The organism is Ectopseudomonas composti, assembly GCF_900115475.1.
Classification (GTDB): Bacteria; Pseudomonadota; Gammaproteobacteria; order Pseudomonadales; family Pseudomonadaceae; genus Aquipseudomonas; species Aquipseudomonas composti.
Genome location: NZ_FOWP01000007.1, coordinates 246,813 through 271,854 on the forward strand (window position 1 = coordinate 246,813; position 25,042 = coordinate 271,854).

The following is a 25,042-nucleotide window of genomic DNA, read 5'->3' on the forward strand; positions in this document are numbered from 1 at the left end:
GTCAGGCTTTCCACAGGAACGTGCCTGGCAGCCTAACCAAAGCGCAGCGTCGCGGCCAGCCGCGACGCACATCAGTGCCGATCAGGCAGCCTCTTTCGGCGCCTCGGTCTTCTTCTTCGGCATCAGGTATTTGGTCAGCCCCTGGAACCACATGACCAGCGCCGGGTTGCCCTGGATCTGGATGTCCTTGTTCTGGATACCCTGCATGAAGGCCAGTTGCTTGTTCTTCGCGGTCATGGTTGCGAAGCCATAGGCGGCATCTTTGAAACCGATGGCGAAAGCGGGCTCCTTGGCGTTACCGCGCTTGCTGCTGACGCGCTGGCCGGCCACGATGAAATGGCGAGCAACCTTGCCGTCCAAGGTGTGCAACTGGAAGACCATATCGCGACCTTCGAGCTGCTGACGGAACGCCGGGTTTTCACGACTGGCCTTGGCCATCAGGCGGCCCAGCATCCACAGAAGAAAACGGAATTTCATGCACGAGCCCTTGTGATCGAAAATGACGGCCGCGCATTGTAGTGGTTTTTCTGGAGGACTACAGCCTGCCTAAAGTACGGTCGTACCAGACATGACGCAGCCTCGCTGCGCAGGGAGAACCCGGAGCCGAATGGCTCCGGGTAACGGGCTCAGTTGACCGCGTCTTTCAGGGACTTGCCCGGCTTGAAGGCGACGGTGTTGCTGGCCTTGATCTTCACCGGCTGACCGGTTTGCGGGTTCTTACCAGTACGGGCGCCGCGATGGCGCTGGACGAAGGTACCGAAGCCAACCAAGGTCACACTGTCCTTGCGGTTCAGTGCACCGGTGATTTCTTCTAGTACGGCGTTGAGTACACGATTGGCCTGATCCTTGGTCAGATCAGCCTTTTCGGCGATGGCGGCGGCGAGTTCCGGTTTACGCATAGATGCCTCTTTGACGGTTTTTTGTTGTTGTGTCCGTGCTGTCCTTCCAGAACAGCGCCCAAGGCGCCGCAACAGCTCTGCGCTGCGGCAGACCCAAAGGAGAATGGCATGCTGCATCGCGCTGCGCCAGTCTCGTCCGCCACTTTAACCAGGCAATTTCGTGGCGTATCCGACAGAACGGCAGGCAATCATGCCAGCAGCGCTGGTAATTCCTTGTTCAGTGCCAGTTTCTCCTGCACCGCGGCGCCGGTCAGCGCATAACCGAGCAGTGCTCCGTAAGCCTCGCGGCAGAGCACCTTGATGTCGCTACCGCTGCCTTCTACCGTCCACTCGCCTTCGCGGCCACGGGGTGGCGGCGAGACCACCAGCGGACACGCCGGTGTTTTCACCGTCACCGGCATCGGCCCGTAGCTGACGGCAGTGGGCTCGCCGGCCAGGGTCTTGGCCAGCGCTCGAGCACAGGCCATCAGCGGCATGACATAAAGCAGGTTGAGGCCGTCGACCTCGGCGCAGTCGCCCAGGGCGTAGATGTTGGCGTGCGAGGTACGCAGTTGGCGGTCGACCATCACCCCACGGTTGACGTCGAGCCCGGCCGCAGCGGCAAGCGCGATACGCGGGCGCAGACCGACGGCCGAGACCACCGCATCGCACGGGATCAGGCTGCCATCGGAGAGTGACGCCTGTAGCGCATCACCCTGGTGATCGAGGCTGGCCAGCACCGGGCCCAGATGGAAACGCACACCCAGGCCTTCCAGGCCAGCTTGCACGGCAGACGCTGCCGCCGGATGCAGCAAACCGGGCATCACCTGCTCGCAAGGCGCCAGCAACTCGACCTCATAGCCACCGGCACTGAGGTCGTTGGCGAACTCGCAGCCGATCAGACCGGCGCCGAGGATCAGTACGCGGCGCTTGCCGGCCACGGCGCTGCGAAAGCGTGCGTAATCTTCAAGATCATTGATCGGGAACAGCGCATCCTGGGCATCACCTTCGACCGGCACGCGAATCGGCTCGGCGCCCCAGGCCAGTACCAGATCCCGATATGGCACGGCTTCCTCACCGATCCACAGACGCTTGTGACCAGGGTCGATACCGGTGATGCGGGTATGGGTGCGAATTTCCGCATTGAGCTGCTCGGCCATGGCGCCCGCCTCGGCCATCGCCAGGCCATCGGCATCCTTGTTCTTGCCAAAGCCGGTGGACAGCATCGGCTTGGAGTAGGAGCGACCGTCATCAGCGGTGATCAGCAGCAAGGGCGTCTGGGTGTCGAGCTTGCGCCACTCCTTGGCCAGGTTGTAACCGGCCAGACCGGTGCCGACGATGACGACTGGTGCACTCATGCGCTCTTTCCTCACATTGAAAACGACGCGACGGCCCAGCGGCCGCCTCCCGAGATGGCGGGATGACACCCTACTGGATCGGGCAAGCGCTGGCCAGATGGCGTGCAGTCAGCCATTCGGAGGTTGGGGAAAGGTGCGAGCGGGGGAGTCAGGAGCGGGGATCAAGGCAGACCGCCCGGTATACCAGGCGGTCCATGGGGCCCCTAGAACGCCAGGCCTACGCGCAGGCCGACCTGCTCCTGCTTGAGCTTGCTGCGCTCGGCAATCGCGCTGTTGCTGTCCAGCTCGTAGCGAGTCTGGGTGTAGTACAGGCTGGTGCTGATCGGCAGGCTGTTGATGCCCTTGTTCCACAGCACGGTCAGCTCGCCGTAGGGGTTGACCTTGTCCTTGAGGTCCACGGAGTCGCTCTCGCCATTGACCTTGAGGCGCGCCTCGGAGTTGATCGAGTAGCGTGCACCGACTTCCAGGCGCAGGGTGTAGTCCGGCGTCAGGTAGTTGTAACCGAGGCCAGCCTTGGCGAAGGGAGATTTGCTGGTCAGCTTGACGTTGCTGTCGAACGGGCCGATGTCGTCCTGCTTGATGCGACCCCAGTCGTAGCCGCCACCGACGATCACGTCGACGTAGTTGTTGGTGCTCAACGCGGCACGCAGACCAAGGTCGATGTCGGCGCGCGCGGACTTGTATTCCACGTCGTCCTTGTCACGGTACTGACCTTCGATACCGGCCTGGTAGATGAAGCCCTCCTGCCCGGTCAGCTTGTTACCGAAGTGGTAGAACAGGCCGCCCTGGTTGAGGCGCTCCTTGTCGCTTTCATCGTCCACGGTGAGCTTGTACTGGTTGTGCGAAGCGATGACACCGAAGGTCGAGATTGGATCGGTGACCGAGTCTGCATAGGCCTGCGAGGCGCCCGCCAGGCACAGGGCGAGTGTTGCTTTGGGGGTGATGCTGGACAGCTGCATGACGATTTCCTTGGCAATGAGTGGATAACGCCGCTCACCGGGAGGTGGGACGCAAGTACCTAGACTTGCGATGCAGGGAGTCATTCGGCAAACCTGACGAGTGGTCTCGAAACTGAACAGGCCCTGAACAGGCCTGGATCGGAGGGGGAAATATTGACCGAACGGACAGCCCGTTATGGCCTCTCGCCGAGAGAGGCACCTTTGGTTGGCGCCTTGCGGACTCAGTCCAGCTTGACCACCTTGGCCAGCACCACCTTGGGACCCTTCATCTTCTTGACGATGATGCGCAGGCCATCGGTTTCCAGCACTTCCTCTTCATCAGGCATGCGCTTGAGGGTCTCGTAGATCAACCCGGCGAGGGTCTCGGCCTCGATATGGTCGAGGTCGACACCCAGCAGTCGCTCGACCTTGGCCAGCGGCGTGTCGCCACGCACCAGCAACTTGCCCGGCTGGTAGGCGAGAATGCCGCGCTCGGCCTTGCGGTGCTCGTCCTGAATGTCGCCGACCAGTGCTTCGAGTACATCTTCCATGGTCAGGTAGCCGATCACCTTGCCGTCGGCCTCCTCGACCAGGGCGAAGTGCGCGCCGCCCTGGCGGAACTGCTCGAGCAGCTGCGATAGCGGCATATGCCGGCTGACGCGCTCCAGCGGATGCATCAAATCCCCCAACTTGAGCGCCGATGGCAGCATCTCCAGCAGCGATAGGTGCAGCAGCAGGTCCTTGATGTGCAGCACGCCGACGAACTCGCCCTTGCTCTCGTCGAAGATCGGGTAGCGGCTGTACTTGTGCCGGCGGAAGGTGGTGAACACCTGATCCAGGCTGGCGTTGAGTTCCAGAAAAACCAGGTCCTCACGCGAGTTGGCCCAGTCCACTACCTCCAGTTCGCCCAGTTCAACCGCCGAGGCGAGCACCCGCAAGTCCTGGTCATTGTCGCTGCTGGCGCGACTGGAATGCAGGATCAGCTTGAGCTCTTCACGGCTGTAGTGGTGCTCGTGGTGCGGCCCCGGCTCGCCTTGCCCGGCGATGCGCAAAATGGCGTTGGCGCTGGCGTTGAGCACGAAGATCGCCGGGTACATCAGCCAGTAGAAGGCGTACAACGGCGCGGCCGTCCACAGCGACAGCAACTCGGGCTTGCGGATCGCCCAGGACTTGGGCGCCAGCTCGCCGATGACGATGTGTAGATAGGAAATGATCGAGAACGCGGCGAAGAAGGCGATGCCATGAATCAGCTTGGGTGACTCCACGCCAACCGCCACCAGCAGCGGCGTCAGCAGCTCGGCGAAGGCAGGCTCACCGACCCAGCCAAGGCCCAGCGAAGCCAGGGTGATACCCAGCTGACAGGCCGACAGGTAGGCATCCATCTGGTTGTGCACGGTACGCAGGATGTGTCCACGCCAGCCGTGGGCCTCGGCCAGCGCATCGACCTTGGTCGCGCGCAGGCGCACGATGGCGAACTCCGCGGCGACGAAGAAGCCATTGAGCAAAACCAGGAACAGGGCGAACAGCATGAGGCCGAAATCGGCGAAGTAGGCAGAAGCGGGGAGACTCGTGGAGGGGTCCATGAAGGTTCGGGTTGGCCAATGATCGCTAGAGGTTGGAGCTTCGTCGCGGCGAATGCAAGCATTCAGCGCGCGCGCTGCACCACCTGCGCCGCAGCGAAATGACAGGTGAATGTACTGCCCTTGCCAGGAACGCTGCTGATCTCCAGATTGCCGCGGTGACGCAACAGTACGTGCTTGACGATAGCCAGGCCCAGGCCAGTGCCACCGGTGTTGCTGGCGCGGCTGGAGTCGACGCGATAGAAGCGTTCGGTCAGGCGGGGCAAGTGCTTGGCCTCGATGCCCATGCCAGTGTCGCTGACCGCCAGGTGCGCGCCCTGCTCATCGCCCCACCAGCGAATACGAATGTCACCACCGGCCGGGGTGTACTTCACCGCATTGAACACCAGGTTGGAGAAGGCGCTGCGCAGCTCCGCCTCGCTGCCCTTGAGCTTGAGATGCGGGTCGGCCTCCAGGCTGATGCGATGCAACTGGTCACCGGACAGCGCCTGGGCATCGTTCTTGATCGACAGCAGCATCAGGTCGAGCGCCACTGGCTGGTTGTCCGAGGGATAGTCGGTGGCTTCCAGCTTGGCCAACAGCAGCAGGTCATTGAGCAGGGTCTGCATCCGCGCGCCCTGTTGCTGCATCTGCTGCAACGCGCGCAGCCAGCGCGGATTGACCGCCTCGACGTTGTCCAGCAGGGTTTCCAGATAGCCGGCGATCACCGTCAGCGGCGTGCGCAGTTCGTGGGAGACGTTGGCGACGAAATCCTTGCGCATCTGTTCTAGCTGATACAGGCGAGTGACGTCACGCACCAGCAGCAGGTGCTCGCGGTTGCCGTAGCGAGTGATGTGGAACTGCAGACGTCGGCGGTCGTTGGCTGGCGAAGGAATCTCCAGGGCATCAGCATAATTGCCACGCTCGAAGTAGTCCTTGAAGCGTGGGTCACGCACCAGATTGGCCAGTTGCTGGCCGCTGTCCTGCGGCGTCTTCAAGCCCAGCAGGGTTTCCGCAGCGCGGTTCCACCATTCCAGGTTGCCCTGGCTGTCGAGCATCACCACCGCATCCTTGAGCGCGGCAGTGGACTCCTGCACACGGTCGATCACCGCCTGCAAGCGGCCACGGGCTTTCTGGTTGCGACGTTGCAGGTGATAGATGCTGTCGAATACCTCGCCCCACAGCCCATAGCCATCAGGCGGCGGCTCATCGGTTTTGTGCTCGCGCAGCCACTTGTGCAGACGCAGCAGTTGGCTGAGGGTCCAGCCCAGGTGAATGGCCAGGCCACCGGCCAGCACCCAGGCATATTCACCGGTGATGAAGCCAAGCAACAGGCAGACGCCGATCAACAGCAACAGCCGACGCACCACGGCGCCACGCCAGTCTTGATTCACGATGGAGCGCATCCTTGTCAGAAGAGCGGACCCGTAGAAGCTGCTTTACGATCTCGCGAGCTAGAGCCATGCAAGGCGAAAGCAGGTGAGGAAGCGGAGTGTACTTTTGTACATGAGCATTCCGAACCTGTTTTCAACGCAGCAGGGCCGACGCGCAGCAGATCGTAAACAGCTTCTCAACCTTTGGTGGAGAAACGATACCCAGTCCCGCGTACGGTTTGTACCAGGTTTTCGTAGGCATCACCGAGCGCCTTGCGCAGGCGGCGGATATGCACGTCGACGGTGCGCTCCTCGACGTAGACGTTGCCGCCCCAGACCTGATCGAGCAACTGGCCACGGGTGTAGGCGCGCTCCTGATGGGTCATGAAGAACTGCAGCAGGCGATATTCGGTCGGTCCCATCTCGGCCGGCTTGCCGTCGATGGTCACGCGGTGGCTGATGGGGTCGAGCAACAGGCCGCCCACCTCTATCGGTGCCTCACCATCGCTGGGGCCAGCGCGGCGCAGCACGGCCTTGAGACGGGCCACCAGTTCTCGCGGCGAGAAAGGCTTGGTGATGTAGTCGTCAGCACCGACCTCCAGCCCCTGGATCTTGTTGTCCTCTTCGCCCTTGGCGGTGAGCATGATGATCGGGATATCAGAGGTCAGCTCGTCACGTTTCAAGCGGCGAGCCAACTCGATGCCGCTGGTGCCGGGCAGCATCCAGTCGAGCAGAATCAGGTCAGGTTTACGGTCGACGATAACGGCATGGGCCTGCTGGGTATTCTCCGCTTCCAGGCACTCATAACCGGCCATCTCCAGGGCCACCGCGATCATCTCGCGGATCGGTGCTTCGTCATCGACGATCAGGATGTTCTTGCCAACCATGGGGCCTTAGCCTCTATTCGTTCTCTGTCTGCGCCGCATTAGATAACGGAATTATTGCAACGATATGACAGGGCCATGTTAGACGCTGCCAAAGTTCCCTCCCAGACGTGACGGTACATCGAACGAATCGGCTAAAGGCCTCGTCTAAGCTCAGTGAGGTCACCACCAATCCGGGGTGACCTGGAGCCTGGCACAGAACCCCAGCAGCAGGATGGGCGTTCGGGGTTCTGTCCACTCGATAGCGCTGCGATCTCAAGCCGTGATCCAGCTGCCGCCAGGCGTTCCCTGTTCGTTCCGAGAAGAGGTTAGACAATGAAAAGAATTACCCCTCGATTCGCTCCGTTGCTTGTCGGTGCCTTGCTGAGCTGGCCCCTCTTAGGCCTGGCAGCCGAACCGGCGATGGAGAAGGACGGCATGCTGGTGGATGCCAAAGGCATGGTGCTCTACACCTACGACAAGGACGCCGCTGGCGCGTCCAATTGCACGGGCCAGTGCGCACAGAACTGGCCACCGCTGATGGCCGAAGCCGGTGCCAAGGCCGAAGGCGAATGGAGCCTGGTCAAGCGTGACGATGGCTCCATGCAATGGGCCTACGACGGCAAGCCCTTGTACACCTTCATCAACGACAAGCAGCCCGGTGAGGTAACGGGCGACGGCAAGATGGGTGTCTGGCACGTGGCCAAGCCATAAGCCTACTGATTGTGCATTGCTCCAGGCGCTGCGCTGTTTTCAGCGCAGCGCGTAGTCGGCGACCAGACCGAGGAAGATCGCCAGGCCCGCCCAATGGTTGTGCAGGAAAGCGTTGAAGCATACCAGCGGCTCGCGTCGACGGGTCACGTAAAACTCCCAGGCGAAGCAGGCGGTGGCCACCAACAGGCCGAGGTGGAAGTACAGGCCCAACTCGAAACGTGCGCCGGCCAGCAGCAGGCAGAGCAACGCCAGGCCCTGCAGGGTGGCGATGATCAGGCGGTCGGCATCGCCGAACAGGATAGCCGTGGACTTCACCCCGATCTTCAGGTCGTCCTCGCGGTCAGCCATGGCGTAGTAAGTGTCGTAGGCCACGGTCCACAGCAGGTTGGCGATGTACAGCAACCAGGCCTCCGGCGGCAGGCTGCCGGTTTCGGCGGTAAAGGCCATCGGCATGCCCCAGGAAAACGCCGCACCGAGCACCACCTGCGGGTAGAAGGTGTAACGCTTCATGAAGGGGTAGCAGGCCGCCAGGGCCAAGCCGCCGAATGACAGCCAGATGGTGGTGGCGTTGGTGAACAGCACCAGCACGAAACTCAGCGCCACCAGCACGGCGAACAGCACCAGCGCTTCGCGCGCTTTCACCTTGCCGCTGGCCAGCGGCCGGGCCTTGGTACGACTGACGTGGCCGTCGAAGTTGCGGTCGGCGTAATCATTGATCACGCAGCCAGCAGCACGCATCAGGATCACACCGACGACGAAAATGAACAGATTTTTCGCGCTCGGAATGCCTTCGGCCGCCACCCACAGCGCCCACAAGGTCGGCCACAGCAGCAGATAGATGCCGATGGGCTTGTCCAGACGCATCAACTGAATGAAATCCCAGGCGCGCGGGTGCAGGCGGGTGGTCGATTGCAGCAGGCGGGTATACATCAAGGCGTCTCCGTGCAGGTTGCGCGGATTATAAGGGGGTTGATGACGTTGAGTGGATCGGGGCGCGTGGTCGACGCTTTTTTCATCCACCGTTATAGGCGCGCGGTACGACCATGCTTTCAACCCATCACGCGGATCGCTGAAGGCAACGCGCCACGACCCTGCCCTACGCCTCGATACCGGCCGCTTGCCAGAATGCCGGCAGAAACACCTCGGCGACCAATACACCGAGCGCACCCCGACTGAAGCAGGAGCGTCGTGCCCACAGGCGCTCTTCGCGCACCGCATCCGGTAGCCAGGCAGCCGGATAGCGGCAGGCCTGCAGCTCGCCACGATCGAAGGCGCGATCACTGAACAACAGTTCACCCAGCGAGCGACTGCCCAGCTCTGCCAGATTCAAGCCGGAGCCTTCCAGCACGCTACGCGCTGCGACGCTACGGGCAAATACCCAGGGTTGCCCATGACCACGCAGGTACACCTCACGCACCCAACCCTGACTGCCATCGGCCACGCCAAGCAGGGCACACTCGTCAACACGCAGGCGCTGCCAGCCCTGCTGCAGCGGCGAAACCGAGAAGCCGTCATGCGACAACGCAGTCAGGCGCCGGGTAAGCGAATCCTCATTGAACAACCAGTCGCGCACTCCAGCAGAGGGCTGCGGATGCAATTGGACATTGGTCAGCCAGCGCGGCGGATGGGCGAGAGCAGCGTGAGGCACGGAGAGAAATCACCACAGATCGGAAGCGCGCGAGTCTAACACGGCGTGGCAGGCGCTTAGAGACCGGGACATGGACTGTAGGTGGGTCAGGCGACCTACTCAGACCGTAGGGTGAACTTCAGCCCAGCAATGAGGGTGGCGCAGGCTAAAGCGCTCAATACGGCTGAGGTGCGTACAGCTGAGCCGAGCCCGGCTCGCCGAGCAGCTGTTCCAGAATCTCGTGATGCATGGCCAGCAGCTTGCCGTTGCGCTCGTTGAGGCGCTTGCACTGGCCAGCCAATTGGCCGAGCTGGTCCCAGGTGTGGGCGAGGTGATTGCGCTGGGCCTGCGGATAACGCCCCAGCAGCTTCTGCATGGCACTGTTGCCGCCGCCCAGTTGAAAGGCCGCGAGCACCTTACTGCGGCGCTCCGCACGGGCCTTGGCCTGGTCGACCAGTGGCAGGATCTGCTCGTTGAGCAGATCGATCTGCCGGCTGTCACGCTTGAGCAACTGCTGATACAGCTCCTGCATGAGCCCGCGCAGGGCGAGGTAGTCGGCGCAATCCTGCTGCAGATCCTGCTCGACCACCTGGAGCAACTGTTGCTCACGCGCAGTGGTCACGCATCGCTACCGCTGTGATAGGTCAGCATGCTGCCGGCCAACGCGGCCGGATCGCTGTTCAGTTCGCCGCGCGCGAGGGCGGCCTTGAGCTGGGCAACCTTGTCCAGGTCAACGTCCGGCAGGTTTCGCAGGGCGTCTTGCAGTTGCTCCAGGCGTGGTTCCTCGCTGGCACTGCTGCGCGCATTGCCACTTTGCTGCGGGCGGGCGCTCTGCACCTGCGCCGGCGCATCGCTGGGCAGGTTGAGACTGGGCTTGAGATGCCGGCTGATTTCCATGATTCGAATCCAACTCGCGTAGTGTTATGGCCTAAGAGCGACCGCGGGCGGCGAGAACTTAAACGCGTCGACGAGAAATTAACTGACCTGGGTTCGCCACCAGGCCTGCGCAGCCAGACCATCCTGAATCTTCTGCTCCTGACGGGCAAGCAGGTCCTGCCACTCACCCAGCTTGCCCTCGAGAAACTGGGTGATGACCTTCTCGCTGCGCATCGCCGCCAACAACTCGCATTGAATGCGCGTCAGATTCTCTTCGGCCAGCGCCAGCTCGCGGCGCTGCAGCTCCACCATCTTGTACAGGGTCGCCTTGTAGCGCTGCTGATTATCACGCTGCAGTGGCGTGGTCATCGGCACGCTGAATCCGCACAGGCGGCTGAGGCCAGTGATGTTGTTGCGATAACGCTGACAGAGGTTCTGCTGATAGCTGACCCGTCCGAGCATCTGCCGCACACGATTACCACGCAGGCTGGCCAGGCGTCCGAGCGTTTCTAGCTGTTCTTTCATTTGATGATGCTCTGCAAGGTGGCGATGCTGGCGCCAAGCTCAGCGCTGGCACCGACCTCTTGGCGCAGGAAGCGTTCGAGGCTGGGCGCCAGCTGCACGGCGCGGTCGGTCTTGGCGTCCATGCCTGGGGTGTAGCCGCCGAGCGGGATCAGCTCCTTGATCTTCTCGAAGGTGCTGTAGAACTCCTTGAACTGCCGCCCGGCCGCCAGATGCGCCGCTTCACCGACTTGGCTCATGCAGCGGCTGACCGAGGCGGAGATGTCGATCGCCGGATAATGGCCAACGTCAGCCAGACGTCGCGACAAGACGATGTGGCCGTCGAGGATGGCTCGCGCACAGTCGACGATCGGGTCCTGATGGTCGTCGCCCTCGGCCAGCACGGTGTAGATGGCGCTGAGGCTGCCGCTACCGCTCTCGCCATTGCCGGCGCTCTCCACCAACTCCGGCAGCATGCCGAACACCGACGGAGGATAGCCCTTGGTCGCCGGCGGCTCGCCGAGGGCCAGGGCGATCTCGCGCTGGGCCATGGCGTAGCGGGTCAGCGAATCGACCAGCAGCAGCACGTCCTGGCCCTGGTCACGAAAGTAGGCGGCGATGCTGTGGCACAGCTCAGTGGCCTTCAGGCGCATCAGTGGTGATTCATTGGCCGGCGCCACGACAACTACCGCCTTGCGCAAGCCCTCTTCACCCAGGGAATGGAGGATGAACTCCTGCACCTCACGACCGCGCTCACCGATCAGCCCGACCACCACCACATCGGCCTTGGTCTGCCGGGTGATCATACCCAGCAGCACACTCTTGCCCACTCCGGAACCGGCGAACAGGCCAACACGCTGCCCTTTGCCCAGGGTCAGTAAACCGTTGATGGCACGCACGCCAACGTCCAACGCGGCCTCCACCGGGCGCCGCTTGAGCGGATTCACCGAAGGCAGCCCGATCGGCAGCGGGTCGCGCCCACTGAGCTTGCCACGTTCGTCCAATGGTTCGCCGAGGCCGTTGACCACACGTCCGAGCCAAGACTCGTCGATCTGCAGCACGGCTTCATCCTTGGCCGGAAACACCCGCGAACCTGCAGCCAGGCCAATCGGCTTCTTGAAGGGCATGAGGTAGGTGATATCGCGGTTGAAACCGACCACCTGGGCATCCAGCAGGCTGCCGTCGGCCTGCTCGACCCGGCAACGCTGACCGGTGCTGCGCTGGCAGCCGAGACTTTCCAGCAACATGCCGGAAACCCGCACCAGACGCCCGGCCACCTTGGCCAGTTGCACGCCATCGAGCGAGCGCAGCGCTTCGTCGAGTTTGTAGTCGAGCATGCGCTCAGGCCTCGGTCAGGTGCAGATGTTCGGCCAGGGTGTCGATGCAAGCATCCAGACGCTGCTGGCAGCCCACGTCGGCTTCGGCCTGTGGCGTGACCACGCGGCACTCGCCCAATGCCAGACGCTCGTCGGCCACCAGTTTCCAATTCGCCGCGCGCTCCGGCGCCAGTGCCTTGATCCGTGCGTATTCCTCGGGGCTGAGCAGCACCTGCACGTCCTCGGGCTCGCCCGGCATGCTGGTCAGGGCTTCCTCGACCAATGCCAGCAACTGGGTCGGATGCAACGTGAGTTCGCAGCGGATGACCTGCTGCGAGACCTTCTTGACCAGCTCGAGCAGCTCCTGACGGCGCTTGTGCTCCAGCTCGCCAAGATACTGTTCGACCTTCTCGCTGATCTGCTGCAGCGGCTGCGCGGCCAGCTCAAATTCACGGCGGCCCTCACTGCGGCCCTCCTCGCGTCCGAGCTTGAGCCCCTCGTCGCGGCCCTGCTCGAAGCCGGCCTGGCGCCCGGCCTCCTCGCCTTGCTGCAGGCCGTCCTGGTAACCCTTCTCGATGCCCTGCTGAAAGCCATCGGCCATGGCCCGCTGCAGGCCGGCGGCATCGCCGCTCCAGTCTACGGCTGGCTGGCTGCTGCGCGGGGGGAAGCGATAGGCGCGCCACGGGCGGGCGTCGCCGCTGATTACCTTGACCGTCATCTCATTCCACCGTCTGTTCGCGGAACAATTGCACCTGCAGCTCACCACTGGCCGACATTTCGCGCACCACCGCCATGATGTCCTTACGTACCTGTTCGACACGACTCAGCGGCACCGGGCCCTGGCGGCGGTTGATCGACTCCATCTGCTGTGCCTGGCGCTTGGGCATGGCGCCGGTAATGGCACGCACCAGCTCGGGCTCGGCACCCTTGAGAGCAACCACCCACTCTTCCAGCGGTACGGCTTCGAGCAGCGCCTGCAGCACCTCCTGGTTCTGTCGCGAGAGGATGAAGAAGTCGTACATTTCATCCTCGATGCGTTCGACCAGCTGGTCGTCATGGGCACGCAGCAGCTCGAACATCTGCCCTCGGTCGCCCTTGAATCGGTTCATGATGTCCGCCGCCTGCTTGATCCCGCGCACCTGCGAACCTTGGGTACTGAGCACGGCCAGGCTACGTTCGATCAGTTGCTCCAGCTCGGCGATGACGTCGCTGTTGACCTCGCTGAGGTTGGCGATGCGGTATAGCAGCTCGTCCTGGCGCTCCCTGGGCATGCATTCGAGCACGTCGCTGGCCATGCCCGGCGGCAGGAAGGCGAGGAACACCGCCTGCATCTGCGCGTGCTCCTTGGCGATCAGCGCAGCGAACTGCTTGGGGTCGAGCCACTCCATCTTGGCCATCTTGGCGCGGATCTCCTCGCCGTAGATGCTGTCGAGTAGCGAGCGGGTGATTTCGCTGCCCAGCGCCTTGCTGAGCATACCGTCGAGGTAGCCACGCGAGGCGCCCTTGATGCTGCTCTGCTCCTTGTAGTCCTCGAAGAAGCGGCCGATGACGTCGGACACCATCGGTTGCTTGACGTTGGACAGGCGCGCCATCGCCTGGCTGATGCTGACGATCTCCTCGCGTGAGAAGTGTCTGAGCACACCTGCAGAAATCTCGTCACCCATGCTCAGCATGAGAATGGCGGCCTGCTCGGAGGTACTCAGCGAGCGCTTCTGCACACGCAGGCGCATTTCCTTGGCGGTGGAACCACCGCGGCCGTCAGGCTGGGTTGAGGTCTCGTTCATTGCGCCCTATCCACTGTTTGATGACTTCCGAGACACGCTCGGGATCGTTCTTGGCCAGCATCTGCAGGTGTTCGATCTGTAGCTCCAGACCCGAGCCGGGCGCCGGCAGGCGAATCTCCGACAAAGGGTTTAGTTCGCCGAGCACGGTAGCGCCCGGCGTATCGTCGCCAACACGCGCCAGCAGGCGTTCGGCTGCGCGCTCGGCGTGCAGCGCCAGTTGGTCCTCGCCCTCGAGCGCCACAGGCGCGCCAGGCTGGCTGCGCTGGCTCAGGCTGCGCACTGCAGGGCGCACCACCATCAGCAACAGCAGCAGGCTGATCAGCGCGAACACGCCGAGCTTGGCCAGGTCGTGCACCTTGGCGTTTTCCCACCAGGGCAGCAGATCCTCACCCGCCCCACCAATGCCTGCATCGGTGAAGGGGAAGATGCTCAGCGTCAGCAGATCGCCGCGCGCCTGGTTGAAGCCCACGGCACTCTTGACCATCGCAGCAAGCTCCTCGCGCGCCTCGGGTGTCCAGCCACCCTCTGGCGCCACGGCGGCATTGAGCACCACGGCGATGCTCTGCTGACGCAGGCTAAAGGGCGCATGCTTGACGTGAGTCACGCTCTGGTCGTAATCCAGCTGGCGGTTGGACTCCTTGCGCAGCGAGGTCGCCGCCTGGTTGGCATTCTCCGCCGGAGCACCCGCCTGCGCCTGATCGGCAGGCGGCTCCGGCGCGGGTTGCGGCGGACGGTTGGCCAGCGAGCCGGGAACGCCGAGGGCCAACTGGTCGAGCACGCTCTCGTCGCGCAGCACTTCATTGCGCAGACGCGGCGTCTCGCCGTAGGACTGGAAGGTCTCTTCCTTCTGACTGAAGTCGATATCGGCGGACACGCTGATACGGTAGTTACCGCCGCCGAGTACCGGCGCCAGCACCGCCTCGGCATTGGCCACGGCCTTGCTCTGGTAGTCGTCGACCACCTGCCAGTTCTGCACCGGGCCGCCCAGCGTGTCGATACCGCGCGACAGCAGTGCGCCGTACTGATCGACGACCTGCACGTTGCCGGCTTCGAGCTGCGGCACGCTGCCAGCCACCAGGTTGACGATGGCGCTGACCTGCTCCGGCGCCAGCTTGTAGCCAGGCGCCAGCTGCAGCATCACCGAGGCCTTGCCCGGCTCGCGCTTGCCGACCACGAAGGAACTGCTCTCCTGCAGCGCCAGGTGCACGCGGGCGCCCTCCACGCCCTTGAGCGCCATCACCGTACGCGCCAACTCCCCCTCCAGGCTGCGCTTGAGGCGCACATCCTGGACGAACTGGCTGGTGCCCAGCGGCTCGTCCTTGTCGAACAGCTCGTAGCCAGCCGGCACCTTGACCTGCACACCCTTGGCCGCCAGCAGCATGCGCGCACGACCGATCTGGTCCTCACGCACCAGCACCTGGCCGCTCTGCGGATGCAGGCGATAGCTGATGGCGTCGCCATCGAGCACCTGCATCACCTCGGCCGCCGGATAAGCTTCACCCGCGCCATACAGGGGACGGAAGGAACCCTGGTCGCGCCATAGGTAGAACACCACACCAACCGCCAGCAACGCGGCGATCAGCGCGAGGCCGATCAGGGTCATGCGAGGATCGAGTTTCAGCCCGGTGTCGGGCAGCTTGCTTCTTATGGTCTGCAGCACGCGTCAGCCCTCGATCCGCTTACAGCGGCATCTTCATGATGTCGTCGAAGGCGCTGGACAGCTTGTTGCGCACCTGCATCAGGGCGCTGAACGAAACGCTGGCCTTCTGGCTCTCGATCATGGCACCCACCAGGTCATCGCTCTGGCCGCTGTCGACCGCGGCCATCAACTCGCCGGAACGATGTTGCTGGGCGTCGACCGCGCGCACCGCATCGTCGAAAGCCGTCGCAAAACCTGGCTCGCCGGGCTGCACGGCGAATGCCTGTGCGGGTTTGATCGGCGTCGCTTCGCCGAGGCCCTTGAGCTGCTCCATTTGGCCCAGCAGATTCTGCTGCACCTGGCTAATCGAGTTCATCCTTTGCTTCTCCTAGACGGGAATCTGAACGCCCTGCTCGCGCATGGCGTTGAGGCGATAACGCAGTGCGCGTGGGGTCATGCCGAGGCTTTCGGCGGCCTTGGTCTTGTGCCCGCCGAAACGGCGGATGGTGTCGATTACATGCTGGTATTCGGCCCACTTGCCGCTGGCGCGCAGCGCGGCCTTGCCGCCCTCGAGCGGCTGTGACTGCAGGCGCGGTGCCGGCTCTGGAACGCTGCTGGGTGGCAGGCTCAGGCCAAGATCCTGAGCCTGGATGTACAGGCCGTTGCGCAGGATCAGCGCACGCTGCAGACAGTTCTCCAGCTCACGCACATTGCCCGGCCAGTCATGCGCCAGCAGCGCGCGGCAGGCGTCTTCGGTCAGCAGTTCGTGACGGGCGTCCTGCGGCGCGTACTGGCGAATGAAGCGACGCGCCAAGGCCAGCACGTCCTCCTTGCGCTCACGCAGCGGGCTGATGTGCAGCGGCAGTACATCAAGACGGAACATCAGGTCGGCACGGAAACGGCCCTCTGCCACTTCCTGCTGCAGATCACGGTTGGTGGCGGCGATGATGCGCACGTCCAGGGCGATCTCGCGGCGCCCGCCCAGGCGCTCGACACGCTGTTCCTGCAACACGCGCAGCAGCTTGGCCTGCAGGCCCAGCGGCAGTTCGCCGATCTCGTCGAGCAACAACGTGCCGCCATTGGCCAGTTCGAACTTGCCGGGCTGAGCACTGACCGCACCGGTGAAGGCGCCCTTCTCATGACCGAAGAGAATGGATTCGAGCATCTGCTCGGGAATCGCCGCACAGTTCACCGCGATGAAGGGCGCATCATCCTGCGCGGAAAAGCGGTGGATATAGCGCGCCATCAGCTCCTTGCCGGTGCCGGTCTCGCCGGTAATAAGTATCGGCGCACGGGTCATGGCCACCCGCTGGGCCATGGTAAGCAGGCGGCGGCCGGCCTGCGAGCAGGACACAAATCCCTCTTCGCCTGCGCTGGCCGACTCCTGACGACGCAACAGCGCGCTGAGCTGGGCCTCACTGAACGGCGCCAGGAGGTAATCGACACAGCCCAATTCCAGCAGCACAGCTGCTTTTTCCTGGTCGGCATACTCCACCACCGGCACCACACCAATGCGACCGACCTGACGCAGGATCGCGCCGACCTGTGCATAAAGGGTATTGCCCGCGAGGCTGCTGACGAAAACCAGCACCAGGCTGGCGCTCTCCAGAGCACGCGGGTCCAGCTCCAGGCAGCTGGCGAAGCGGCGCACCTGAAAACCCTGGCGTAGCAGACCGCCGGTCAGCAAGCGCTCACTGGCAGCATCGGCCTGCCCGACCACGACTATATGTTGCTGCCCCAGTTGTTCATCGAACAACTCGTCGCAGGCGTAACTTACCGTTTGAGTTGAATGCTTCAAGGTAAATCACCCGTTGTCTTTCATGAGCCCGACGGCGGCATTCGACCCCGTGTTCAAAACTGCCAAGCAGATGACAGATTTTTTTCACATGGCCCCTTAATCTTTCGAAACTTCCCGTCGCCTCTATTGGTCAACTTCAGCAGCACTTGGCGGCGCGCCTTATATACGTGCGACGGATCACGGCGCGAACGTTAACAAGCGCACAGAAAATCGCCGAATTACTTGCTGTTATTTCCTATCAACACCGGCCATTCGCTATCAAAAACAGCATTTGATATCTATTGATTTAATTTCCTGCCCTCCCCCTGCCTAGACTCCTTCCCGTCATCACTGGCCTGCAGCACTGTGCCCGGATGAATTCGACGCCTTGGCCCAAGCACTGCTGCTAACGCCTCCCGGCACATCAAAACACCCTCTGCACGCCCAGCGGACTGCTCGATGGCGCACTTGCAGTTACAACCAGGAATACAGCCCACAACATGACCGGGATTAAAAAAGTCCTTCATGGCGTGCCCGCCGACAGTCTGACCCGGTTGAAACCGCAGAAACTTGGCCGGCACTATCACAAGATTCCCCACTATATTCGCGAGTTCTCCAGTAAGTACCCGCGCATCATCAGCGACTACTTTCTACGCAACTATCGAATCAATCTCGAACTGCTTCGGGTCGATGTTCATGAGCACTTGGACAAGGATGCCGAGTGCCTGTATCGCTCGACGCTGGGCAAGGTCGGTTTCGCCATGGACCGCGCCCTGCTGACCGAAGCGCTGGAGTGCTATTACGGCGGCACCTGCCTACCCAACCATGAAGCCACCCCGGTGAGCACCTCGGAACAGCGCATGCGCACGCGCCTGGGCCTGGATGTCAGCCAGTTGTTCGCCCGTTCGCTTCTCGCCGGCCAGACCTTCGGCAAGCTCGAGCCGTTCGACAATGCCTACGAAGAAGCCGACTGGGAGTACGTGGCGGAGTTTCACTTCACCAGTCACATCACCGGCAGCCAGGCATCGATCTTCATCTACCTGGATACGCAGTTGGTCGATGAGTTGACCAACCGCCTCACCCCTCCAACGCCCCTTATGCAAAGCGGCAACTCGTTCAACCAGATTCGCCAGTTACCGGTGCGCCTGGACTGCGTGGTAGCCAGCCTGCAAATGCCTCTGTCGCAAGTGCTTGCCCTGCGCCCCGGCGACATCCTGCCGATGCGCCTGCTGGAGCGCTGCGATGTACAGATCAACCAGCAGAAGCTGTTTCGCGGCGCCATCTTCGAAGACGACGGCTCCTTGTTCCTGACTTCTCTTGAGAGCGTGAAGACCCCATGAGCAGCCCCATTTCCGATAACGATTTCGACAGCCTGATCAACGACGCTGGTCTCAATCTGGATGACTCCGCCAAGGAGCCTGCGCCGGTAGAAGTACCGCCCGGCCTGCCGCAGCAGGACCTGAGCTTCTTCGGCAAGATCCCGGTCAGCGTCACTCTGGAAGTGGCCTCGACCGAAATCACCCTCAAGGAGCTGATGGACGTCGACGCCGGCAGCGTGATCGCCCTCGACAAGCTGGCCGGCGAGCCGCTGGACGTGAAGGTCAACGGTGCCCTGTTCGCCAAGGCCGAAGTGGTGGTGATGAACGGCAACTACGGCCTGCGCATCGTCGAGCTGTCCGGCAGCGGCCTCAGCGGGCTGGGCGTGTGATGCTGCGTCGGCTGCTGCAATCCGGCCTGCTGCTGGCGGCCCTGTGCTGCCCGCTGCTAGCCCAGGCGGCGGGCGGCGACATCACCCTGTTCAACTTCAACGACACCGCAGACGGCCAGACCCTGAGCGTCAAGCTGCAGATTCTGCTGATCATGACGCTGCTGGGGTTTCTCCCGGCCATGTTGATGATGATGACCTGCTTCACCCGCTTCATCATCGTTCTGGCGATTCTGCGCCAGGCCATCGGCCTGCAGCAGAGCCCACCCAACCCGGTACTGATCGGCATCGCCCTGTGCCTTACCCTGCTGGTGATGCGCCCGGTGTGGCAGGAGATGTACACCGAGGCCTATGTACCGTTCGAGGCCGACCAGATCAGCCTCGAACAGGGTATGGGTGAAGGCAAGCGCATCCTCAGTCAGTTCATGCTGGCACAGACCAGCAAGAACTCGCTGGAAACCCTGGTTAGCCTGGCCGGCGAGGAGATGCCCGAAGACCTGGCCCAGCTGGACTTCTCCCTGCTGCTGCCGGCCTTCGTGCTCAGCGAGCTGAAGACCGCCTTCCAGCTTGGCTTCATGATCTTCGTACCCTTTCTGGTTATCGATCTGGTGGTGGCCAGCGTACTCATGGCGATGGGCATGATGATGCTCTCGCCGATGATGATCTCGCTGCCGTTCAAGCTAATGATCTTCGTCCTGGTCGATGGCTGGACGCTGCTGGTCGGCACCCTCACAACCAGTATTCAGCCCTATTAGCGAGGCTTCGCGATGCTCACGCCGGAACACGCCGCCGAGCTGGTGGCCCATGCGGTCTATGTCACCGGCATCATCGTCTGCGTGCTGGTCGTGCCAAGTCTGCTCGGCGGCCTGCTGGTGAGCATTTTCCAGGCCGCGACACAGATCAACGAACAGATGCTCAGCTTTCTCCCGCGCCTCCTGATCACCCTGGCCATGCTGGTATTCGCCGGCCATTGGATCCTGCGCACGCTGGGGGATCTGTTCATCGAAACCTTCAAGCAGGCCGGGCATCTGGTGGGCTGAAGCATGTCCGAACCCGTGCTGCATGCCAGCCAGTATCTGACCAGCCTGCAGGCCTACTGGTGGCCGTTCTGCCGTATCGTCGCGCTGCTCAGCATGGCGCCGCTGTTCAATCACAAGGCGGTGTCGGTACGCGTACGTATCCTCCTCGCCCTCGCACTGACAGTGGCACTCGGCGCAGCGCTGCCGGAGATGCCGCTTATCGATCCACTGTCGCTGAAGGGACTGATGACGACACTGGAGCAGATCGCCTTCGGCGTGATGCTGGGGCTGACTCTGCAACTGGTGTTCACCATCTTCATGCTGGTCGGTGAGGTGGTGTCGACGCAGATGGGCATGAGCATGGCGCGCTATAACGATCCGGTGAACGGTGTGTCGTCCTCTTCGATCATCTACCAGCTGTACTTCATCCTGCTGGTGTTGCTGTTCTTCGCCATCGACGGCCATCTGGTCACCGTCAGCGTGCTGTACCAGAGCTTCCTATTCTGGCCGGTCGGCAGTGGCCTGCATTACCTGGGCGCACAAAGCTTCGTACAGGCCTTCGCTTGGGTGCTGGCAGCAGCCGTGCTGGTCACCTTGCCCGTGGTGTTCTGCCTGACCCTGGTGCAGTTCTGCTTCGGCCTGCTCAACCGCATTTCGCCGGCGATGAACCTGTTCTCCCTGGGTTTTCCCATCAGCATTCTGATGGGCCTGCTGTGCATCTATCTGACCTTGCCCAACTTGCCCGACAGCTACCTGCACCTGACCCGCGAGTTGCTCAACGGCATTGGTGTGATTCTGCGCGAGGGCGGCGATGTCTGAGCAGAACAGCGGCCAGGAGAAAACGGAAGAAGCCTCCGCGCACAAACTGAAGAAGAGCAAGGATGACGGCCAGGTCGCACGCTCCAAGGACCTGTCGACCACCATCTCGCTGATCGCCACCCTGTTCATCCTCAAGTTCAGCGCAGGGCTGTTCCTGGAAGGGCTCAGCGACAGCTTCCGCCTGTCGTACATCCAGTTCGGCCATAGCGAGATCGGCCTGGATGATCTCGACACGCTGCTTGGCTACAACATGCTGGTGTTCATCAAACTGCTGTCGCCCCTGCTGCTCACCTCCGTGCTGGTGGTGGCGCTGTCGCTGGTACCTGGCGGCTGGGTGTTCTCCGCGAAAAACTTTGCGCCGAAACTCAGCAAGCTCAATCCCATCACCGGCCTGGGAAGAATCTTCTCGGCGCAGAACTGGAGCGAACTGCTCAAATCGATCCTCAAGGTGCTGGTGCTGCTTGGTGTCGGCTATGTCCTGGTGCGCGCAGCCCTTCCGGACCTGATCGCTCTGCAGCGCAGTAACGTGCTCGAAGCAATCTCGGCGGCGCTGGACCTGACCTTCAATCTGACCCTGTGCCTGATGCTGATCTTCGTGGTGTTCTCCTTCATCGACATCCCGTTGCAGCGCTACTTCTTTCTCAAAAAGATGCGCATGACCAAGCAGGAGCGCAAGGAGGAGCACAAGAACCAGGAGGGCCGCCCCGAGGTCAAGGCGCGCATCAAGCAGCTGCAACGGCAGATGTTGCAAAGGCAGATCAGCAAAGTGATCAAGAACGCCGACGTGGTCATCGTCAACCCGACGCACTACGCCGTGGCGCTGAAGTACGACACCAAGAAGGCCGCCGCTCCCTTCGTGCTGGCCAAGGGCGTCGATGAAACCGCCCTGTACATGCGCCAGATGGCCAACAAGCATGAACTCGAGGTGGTGGAAATTCCGCCACTGGCACGCGCCATCTACTTCACCACTCAGATCAACCAGCAGATCCCGGCCCCGCTGTATACCGCCGTGGCTCATGTGCTGACCTATATCCTGCAGCTCAAGGCCTGGCGCCAGGGGCGCAGAAGCAAGCCAGAACTGGCAAGCAACCTCCCGATTCCCGACAGCTTGGCCAACAGGGGCTGATTCATGAACCTACTGCAGCAACTCGCGCCCACCTTCCGCAGCGGCCGCATCGGTATTCCGGTGCTGATCCTGTCGATCCTGGCCATGGTCATCCTGCCGCTGCCACCCGTGCTGCTCGATGCCCTGTTCACTTTCAACATCGCCATGGCCATCCTGGTGCTGCTGGTTAGCGTGTCGTCGAAGAGCCCGCTGGATTTTTCCCTGTTTCCCACGGTGATCCTCATCACCACATTGCTGCGCCTGTGCCTGAACGTCGCCTCCACGCGTGTGGTACTGCTCGAGGGCCATACCGGCACCGGCGCGGCGGGCAAGGTAATCGAGTCGTTCGGCGAGGTGGTGATCGGCGGCAACTTCATCGTCGGCCTGGTGGTGTTTGTGATCCTGATGATCATCAACTTCATCGTCATCACCAAGGGTGGCGAGCGTATTTCCGAAGTCACCGCCCGCTTTACTCTGGACGCACTGCCCGGCAAGCAGATGGCGATCGATGCAGATCTCAATGCCGGCCTGATCGAGCAGCACGAAGCCAAGCGCCGCCGCTCTGATATAGCCAAGGAAGCCGACTTCTACGGAGCCATGGACGGTGCCTCGAAGTTCGTCCGTGGCGATGCCATCGCCGGCATTCTGATCCTGCTGATCAACCTGTTCGGCGGCTTCGCCATCGGCCTGTTCGTCTACGACCTGGGCGCAGGCCAGGCCTTCCAGCAGTACGCCCTGCTGACCATCGGTGATGGCCTGGTAGCGCAGATCCCGGCACTGCTGCTGTCCACTGCAGCAGCGATCATCGTCACGCGGATCAACGAATCCTCGGACATCACCCAGCAGGTGAACCGTCAGTTGCTGGCCCAGCCGGCACTGCTCTATACCGTAGCCGGTATTCTGTTCACCCTGGCGCTGGTGCCAGGCATGCCGCACCTGGCGTTCATCAGCTTCGCCGCCCTGGTGGCGTTCATCGCCTGGATGGTTTCGCGCAACGGCCCGCCCACGGAAGCCGCCAGCCTCGAACAGGTCGAGGCATTGGGCAAGGCGATGGAACAGGAACGTGCGCAAAACATGGTGTGGGAGGACATCCCGCTGGTCGAACGTCTGTCCGTGTCGCTGGGCTACAAATTGGTCGGACTGGTCAACGAAGCCGCCGGCGCGCCCCTGACACAACGTGTACGTGGTGTACGCCAAACCCTTTCGGAAAGCCTGGGCTTCCTCCTGCCGGAAGTGCATATCCGCGATAGCCTGCGCCTGAAAGCATCGCAGTACAGCATCCAGATCAATGGCGAGAAGATCGATAACGCCGAGCTGCATGCCGATCGCATGATGGCCATCCCGTCGCCGGAGCTCTATGGCGAGATCGACGGCATTCTCGGTGTCGACCCGGCCTACCGCATGCAGGTGGTGTGGATCCAGCCGGAGGACAAGGCGCGTGCGCTCAACCTCGGCTACCAGGTGATCGACTGTGCCAGCGTCATCGCCACACACCTGAACAAGGTCATCCGTGAGCACCTACCGGACGTGTTCAAGCACGACGATGTCGACCATCTGATGCAGCGTCTTCAGGTGCAGGCGCCGAAGCTGGCCGATAGCCTGAAGAATCAGCTCAGCTACACCCAGCAGCACCGCGTCTATCGCCAGTTGCTGCAGGAGCAGGTGCCGCTCAAAGATATCGTCACCATCGCCACGACACTGCTGGAAGCGAGCGAATCGACCAAGGACGCGGTATTGCTGGCTTCGGACGTGCGCTACGCGCTGCGCCGCAGCATCGTCGGCATGATCGCCGGGGAGCGCCAGGAGCTTTCGGTCTTCATTCTCGAGAACGCCTTGGAGAACACCCTGCTCAACGCGTTGGCCATCGCCCAGCAAGCCGGCCCTGTCAGCCTGGACAATATCCCGGTAGAACCCAGCCTGCTAAACCAACTGCAGAACACCATGCCAGTGGTGAAAGAGAAGCTGCGCAAGGACGGCCATCCACCTATCCTCACCGTCATGCCACAGCTACGCCCGTTGCTGGCACGTTACGCTCGCGTATTCAGCCCAGGCCTGCACGTGCTGTCACAGAACGAGATCCCTGACAGAGTGGGCGTCAATATCCTCGGTACGCTGGGCTGATTGGTAAAGGTTTCAACACGCTGGTGGATGCGTGCTTTGCATCCACCGCGCCGACCTTGAAAGAAGACCGCCACGCCAGAGCGATCGCCTTTATCGCCTCGCCATCCACTCCCGCCTAAGCCTTTTCCTTGCGCAGCTTGCGCATACCTTCGATCAGCCGGACGTACTCGGCCGTCTCCTCCTGCAAGGCCAGCCCGGCTTCGAAGAAACCCGTGCGGGTATTCTCCAGCGACCACTGGCAGATCATGTTCACATCCACCTGGCGCATCTCTCCCTCACGATCACGCATGCGCACACGCAGCTTCAGTTCACTTCCGGGCTCCACCGGCGTATCGCTCAGCAGTTTCATCCCGCACTCGGAAACATCGCCCGCATAGCCGATCAGCGTGTCGCTTTCTCGATCACTGATCTTGATGCGGAAGGTGGAGCGGAAGGTGATACGACTCGATTGACGCATAGGAGAATGCCTTAGTGCTCGCCACGTCTGGTTGGATCGCAAGGATCAGGAATCATCAATCGAGATCATTCAGAAGGAAGTCGCGCATTGATGGCCTGTGATTCATCAGAACAAGACGACCATAGCGAGCAGATACTTAAATCTGAGGCGAGCGCTGATGGCCTATAGGAGCGAGCTCTGCTCGCGAAGCTGCACTGCATCCCCGTAGGGTGCGCCACGCGCACCGACCTGCTGGAGTCTTGAGCGGTGCGCGCCGCTCTATTTTCCGCGTTGCAAAGAAGAAACCCCAGACCGCGTGCGCGATCTGGGGTTTCGTATAGGAGCTTGACGATGACCTACTCTCACATGGTGAAGCACCACACTACCATCGGCGATGCGTCGTTTCACTACTGAGTTCGGGATGGGATCAGGTGGTTCCAACGCTCTATGGTCGTCAAGCAATTCGGTTGGGAGATCGTCGTGAGACGCGCTCCCTTGGATACGTGATAGATAATTTGTAGTTCTTGCAAATTTTCGGCTTTCTGTCGACTTCACCATCGACACCCTCTGTCTCCGGCTTATGCCTTCGCAGATTGTTTGGGTGTTATATGGTCAAGCCTCACGGGCAATTAGT

Annotated in this window: 27 protein-coding genes and 1 rRNA gene; 8 read left to right on the forward strand and 20 right to left on the reverse strand. The window is 62.0% G+C overall.

The features are described from left to right. Positions 1–81 precede the first annotated feature (81 nt). The 7 genes from BM059_RS15230 to phoB form a co-directional block, all read right to left on the reverse strand. Positions 82–477: a helicase gene (locus BM059_RS15230; protein WP_074939658.1), complete on the reverse strand. Its 396-nt coding sequence runs from the start codon at positions 475–477 to the stop codon at positions 82–84. Between the two features lie 149 nt (positions 478–626). Continuing rightward, on the reverse strand, positions 627–899 hold the full coding sequence (locus BM059_RS15235; RefSeq protein WP_003242571.1) for an HU family DNA-binding protein: 273 nt from the start codon (positions 897–899) through the stop codon (positions 627–629). Between the two features lie 188 nt (positions 900–1,087). Then, entirely contained in the window at positions 1,088–2,236 is a 1,149-nt protein-coding gene (locus tag BM059_RS15240; protein WP_074939660.1) for an NAD(P)/FAD-dependent oxidoreductase, read from the reverse strand. Positions 2,237–2,439: 203 nt separating this feature from the next. After that, positions 2,440–3,195: an outer membrane beta-barrel protein gene (locus BM059_RS15245; protein ID WP_074939663.1), complete on the reverse strand. Its 756-nt coding sequence runs from the start codon at positions 3,193–3,195 to the stop codon at positions 2,440–2,442. Positions 3,196–3,416: 221 nt separating this feature from the next. Next, the gene (locus tag BM059_RS15250; protein ID WP_036998752.1) at positions 3,417–4,757 is read right to left on the reverse strand and encodes a hemolysin family protein; all 1,341 of its coding nucleotides are present in this window, start codon (positions 4,755–4,757) and stop codon (positions 3,417–3,419) included. Positions 4,758–4,819: 62 nt separating this feature from the next. After that, positions 4,820–6,139 (reverse strand): phosphate regulon sensor histidine kinase PhoR, encoded by a 1,320-nt coding sequence (phoR, locus tag BM059_RS15255; RefSeq protein WP_074939665.1) that lies wholly within the window; start codon positions 6,137–6,139, stop codon positions 4,820–4,822. Between the two features lie 164 nt (positions 6,140–6,303). Next, positions 6,304–6,993, reverse strand: coding sequence for a phosphate regulon transcriptional regulator PhoB (gene phoB, locus BM059_RS15260; protein ID WP_024310067.1), 690 nt, complete (start codon positions 6,991–6,993; stop codon positions 6,304–6,306). A 312-nt stretch (positions 6,994–7,305) separates the two neighbouring features. Between phoB and BM059_RS15265 the strand changes: the two genes are divergently transcribed. Then, entirely contained in the window at positions 7,306–7,683 is a 378-nt protein-coding gene (locus BM059_RS15265) for a COG4315 family predicted lipoprotein (protein WP_074939667.1), read from the forward strand. A gap of 39 nt (positions 7,684–7,722) precedes the next feature. On the opposite strand, the gene ubiA is transcribed toward BM059_RS15265, so the two are convergent. From ubiA to BM059_RS15320, 11 genes are all read right to left on the reverse strand, one after another. Next, complete coding sequence (gene ubiA, locus BM059_RS15270; RefSeq protein WP_074939669.1) at positions 7,723–8,613, reverse strand: 4-hydroxybenzoate octaprenyltransferase; 891 nt, start codon at positions 8,611–8,613, stop codon at positions 7,723–7,725. Positions 8,614–8,779: 166 nt separating this feature from the next. Further along, entirely contained in the window at positions 8,780–9,331 is a 552-nt protein-coding gene (locus BM059_RS15275) for a chorismate--pyruvate lyase family protein (RefSeq protein WP_074939670.1), read from the reverse strand. 154 nt (positions 9,332–9,485) lie between these two features. Then, positions 9,486–9,932 carry a flagellar export chaperone FlgN gene (gene flgN, locus BM059_RS15280; RefSeq protein WP_074939672.1) on the reverse strand — a complete coding sequence of 149 codons (447 nt, stop codon included), beginning with the start codon at positions 9,930–9,932 and terminating at the stop codon, positions 9,486–9,488. Further along, positions 9,929–10,207, reverse strand: coding sequence for a flagellar biosynthesis anti-sigma factor FlgM (gene flgM / locus BM059_RS15285; RefSeq protein ID WP_036998744.1), 279 nt, complete (start codon positions 10,205–10,207; stop codon positions 9,929–9,931). Before flgM ends, flgN begins: the two co-directional genes overlap by 4 nt. A gap of 78 nt (positions 10,208–10,285) precedes the next feature. After that, a complete protein-coding gene (locus tag BM059_RS15290) occupies positions 10,286–10,711 on the reverse strand; it encodes a flagellar FliJ family protein (RefSeq protein WP_074939674.1) in 426 nt (141 codons plus the stop codon). Continuing rightward, the gene (gene fliI / locus BM059_RS15295; protein WP_074939675.1) at positions 10,708–12,024 is read right to left on the reverse strand and encodes a flagellar protein export ATPase FliI; all 1,317 of its coding nucleotides are present in this window, start codon (positions 12,022–12,024) and stop codon (positions 10,708–10,710) included. Before fliI ends, BM059_RS15290 begins: the two co-directional genes overlap by 4 nt. 4 nt (positions 12,025–12,028) lie before the next feature. Beyond that, positions 12,029–12,721 carry a flagellar assembly protein FliH gene (fliH, locus tag BM059_RS15300; RefSeq protein ID WP_074682276.1) on the reverse strand — a complete coding sequence of 231 codons (693 nt, stop codon included), beginning with the start codon at positions 12,719–12,721 and terminating at the stop codon, positions 12,029–12,031. Between the two features lies 1 nt (position 12,722). Beyond that, complete coding sequence (locus tag BM059_RS15305; protein ID WP_074939683.1) at positions 12,723–13,787, reverse strand: FliG C-terminal domain-containing protein; 1,065 nt, start codon at positions 13,785–13,787, stop codon at positions 12,723–12,725. Beyond that, complete coding sequence (gene fliF / locus BM059_RS15310; protein WP_074939684.1) at positions 13,762–15,447, reverse strand: flagellar basal-body MS-ring/collar protein FliF; 1,686 nt, start codon at positions 15,445–15,447, stop codon at positions 13,762–13,764. The genes BM059_RS15305 and fliF overlap by 26 nt, the downstream gene beginning before the upstream one ends. Before the next feature lie 19 nt (positions 15,448–15,466). Next, the gene (locus BM059_RS15315; protein WP_036998732.1) at positions 15,467–15,802 is read right to left on the reverse strand and encodes a flagellar hook-basal body complex protein FliE; all 336 of its coding nucleotides are present in this window, start codon (positions 15,800–15,802) and stop codon (positions 15,467–15,469) included. A 12-nt stretch (positions 15,803–15,814) separates the two neighbouring features. Continuing rightward, a complete protein-coding gene (locus tag BM059_RS15320; RefSeq protein WP_074939686.1) occupies positions 15,815–17,224 on the reverse strand; it encodes a sigma-54 interaction domain-containing protein in 1,410 nt (469 codons plus the stop codon). A 479-nt stretch (positions 17,225–17,703) separates the two neighbouring features. Here BM059_RS15320 and BM059_RS15325 point away from each other — a divergent pair, with 479 nt between their 5' ends. From BM059_RS15325 to flhA, 7 genes are read left to right on the forward strand one after another with little or no spacing between them, the layout of a single operon-like run. Next, positions 17,704–18,543, forward strand: a complete 840-nt coding sequence (locus BM059_RS15325) for a FliM/FliN family flagellar motor switch protein (protein WP_074939688.1) — start codon at positions 17,704–17,706, stop codon at positions 18,541–18,543. After that, the gene (fliN, locus tag BM059_RS15330) at positions 18,540–18,911 is read left to right on the forward strand and encodes a flagellar motor switch protein FliN (RefSeq protein WP_036998728.1); all 372 of its coding nucleotides are present in this window, start codon (positions 18,540–18,542) and stop codon (positions 18,909–18,911) included. The genes BM059_RS15325 and fliN overlap by 4 nt, the downstream gene beginning before the upstream one ends. Beyond that, positions 18,911–19,663, forward strand: coding sequence for a flagellar type III secretion system pore protein FliP (fliP, locus tag BM059_RS15335; protein ID WP_036998726.1), 753 nt, complete (start codon positions 18,911–18,913; stop codon positions 19,661–19,663). The genes fliN and fliP overlap by 1 nt, the downstream gene beginning before the upstream one ends. Positions 19,664–19,675: 12 nt before the next feature. Continuing rightward, positions 19,676–19,948 carry a flagellar biosynthetic protein FliQ gene (locus tag BM059_RS15340; RefSeq protein WP_036998720.1) on the forward strand — a complete coding sequence of 91 codons (273 nt, stop codon included), beginning with the start codon at positions 19,676–19,678 and terminating at the stop codon, positions 19,946–19,948. 3 nt (positions 19,949–19,951) lie between these two features. Continuing rightward, positions 19,952–20,746, forward strand: a complete 795-nt coding sequence (gene fliR, locus BM059_RS15345; RefSeq protein ID WP_036998719.1) for a flagellar biosynthetic protein FliR — start codon at positions 19,952–19,954, stop codon at positions 20,744–20,746. Next, positions 20,739–21,872, forward strand: a complete 1,134-nt coding sequence (gene flhB, locus BM059_RS15350) for a flagellar biosynthesis protein FlhB (protein WP_074939691.1) — start codon at positions 20,739–20,741, stop codon at positions 21,870–21,872. The genes fliR and flhB overlap by 8 nt, the downstream gene beginning before the upstream one ends. A gap of 3 nt (positions 21,873–21,875) precedes the next feature. Next, on the forward strand, positions 21,876–23,972 hold the full coding sequence (gene flhA, locus BM059_RS15355; protein WP_074939695.1) for a flagellar biosynthesis protein FlhA: 2,097 nt from the start codon (positions 21,876–21,878) through the stop codon (positions 23,970–23,972). Positions 23,973–24,087: 115 nt separating this feature from the next. Here flhA and BM059_RS15360 read toward each other — a convergent pair whose 3' ends face one another. Further along, a complete protein-coding gene (locus tag BM059_RS15360) occupies positions 24,088–24,429 on the reverse strand; it encodes a PilZ domain-containing protein (RefSeq protein ID WP_036998714.1) in 342 nt (113 codons plus the stop codon). Positions 24,430–24,751: 322 nt separating this feature from the next. Further along, positions 24,752–24,867: ribosomal RNA gene (rrf, locus tag BM059_RS15365) — 5S ribosomal RNA — on the reverse strand. Between the last annotated feature and the right edge of the window lie 175 nt (positions 24,868–25,042).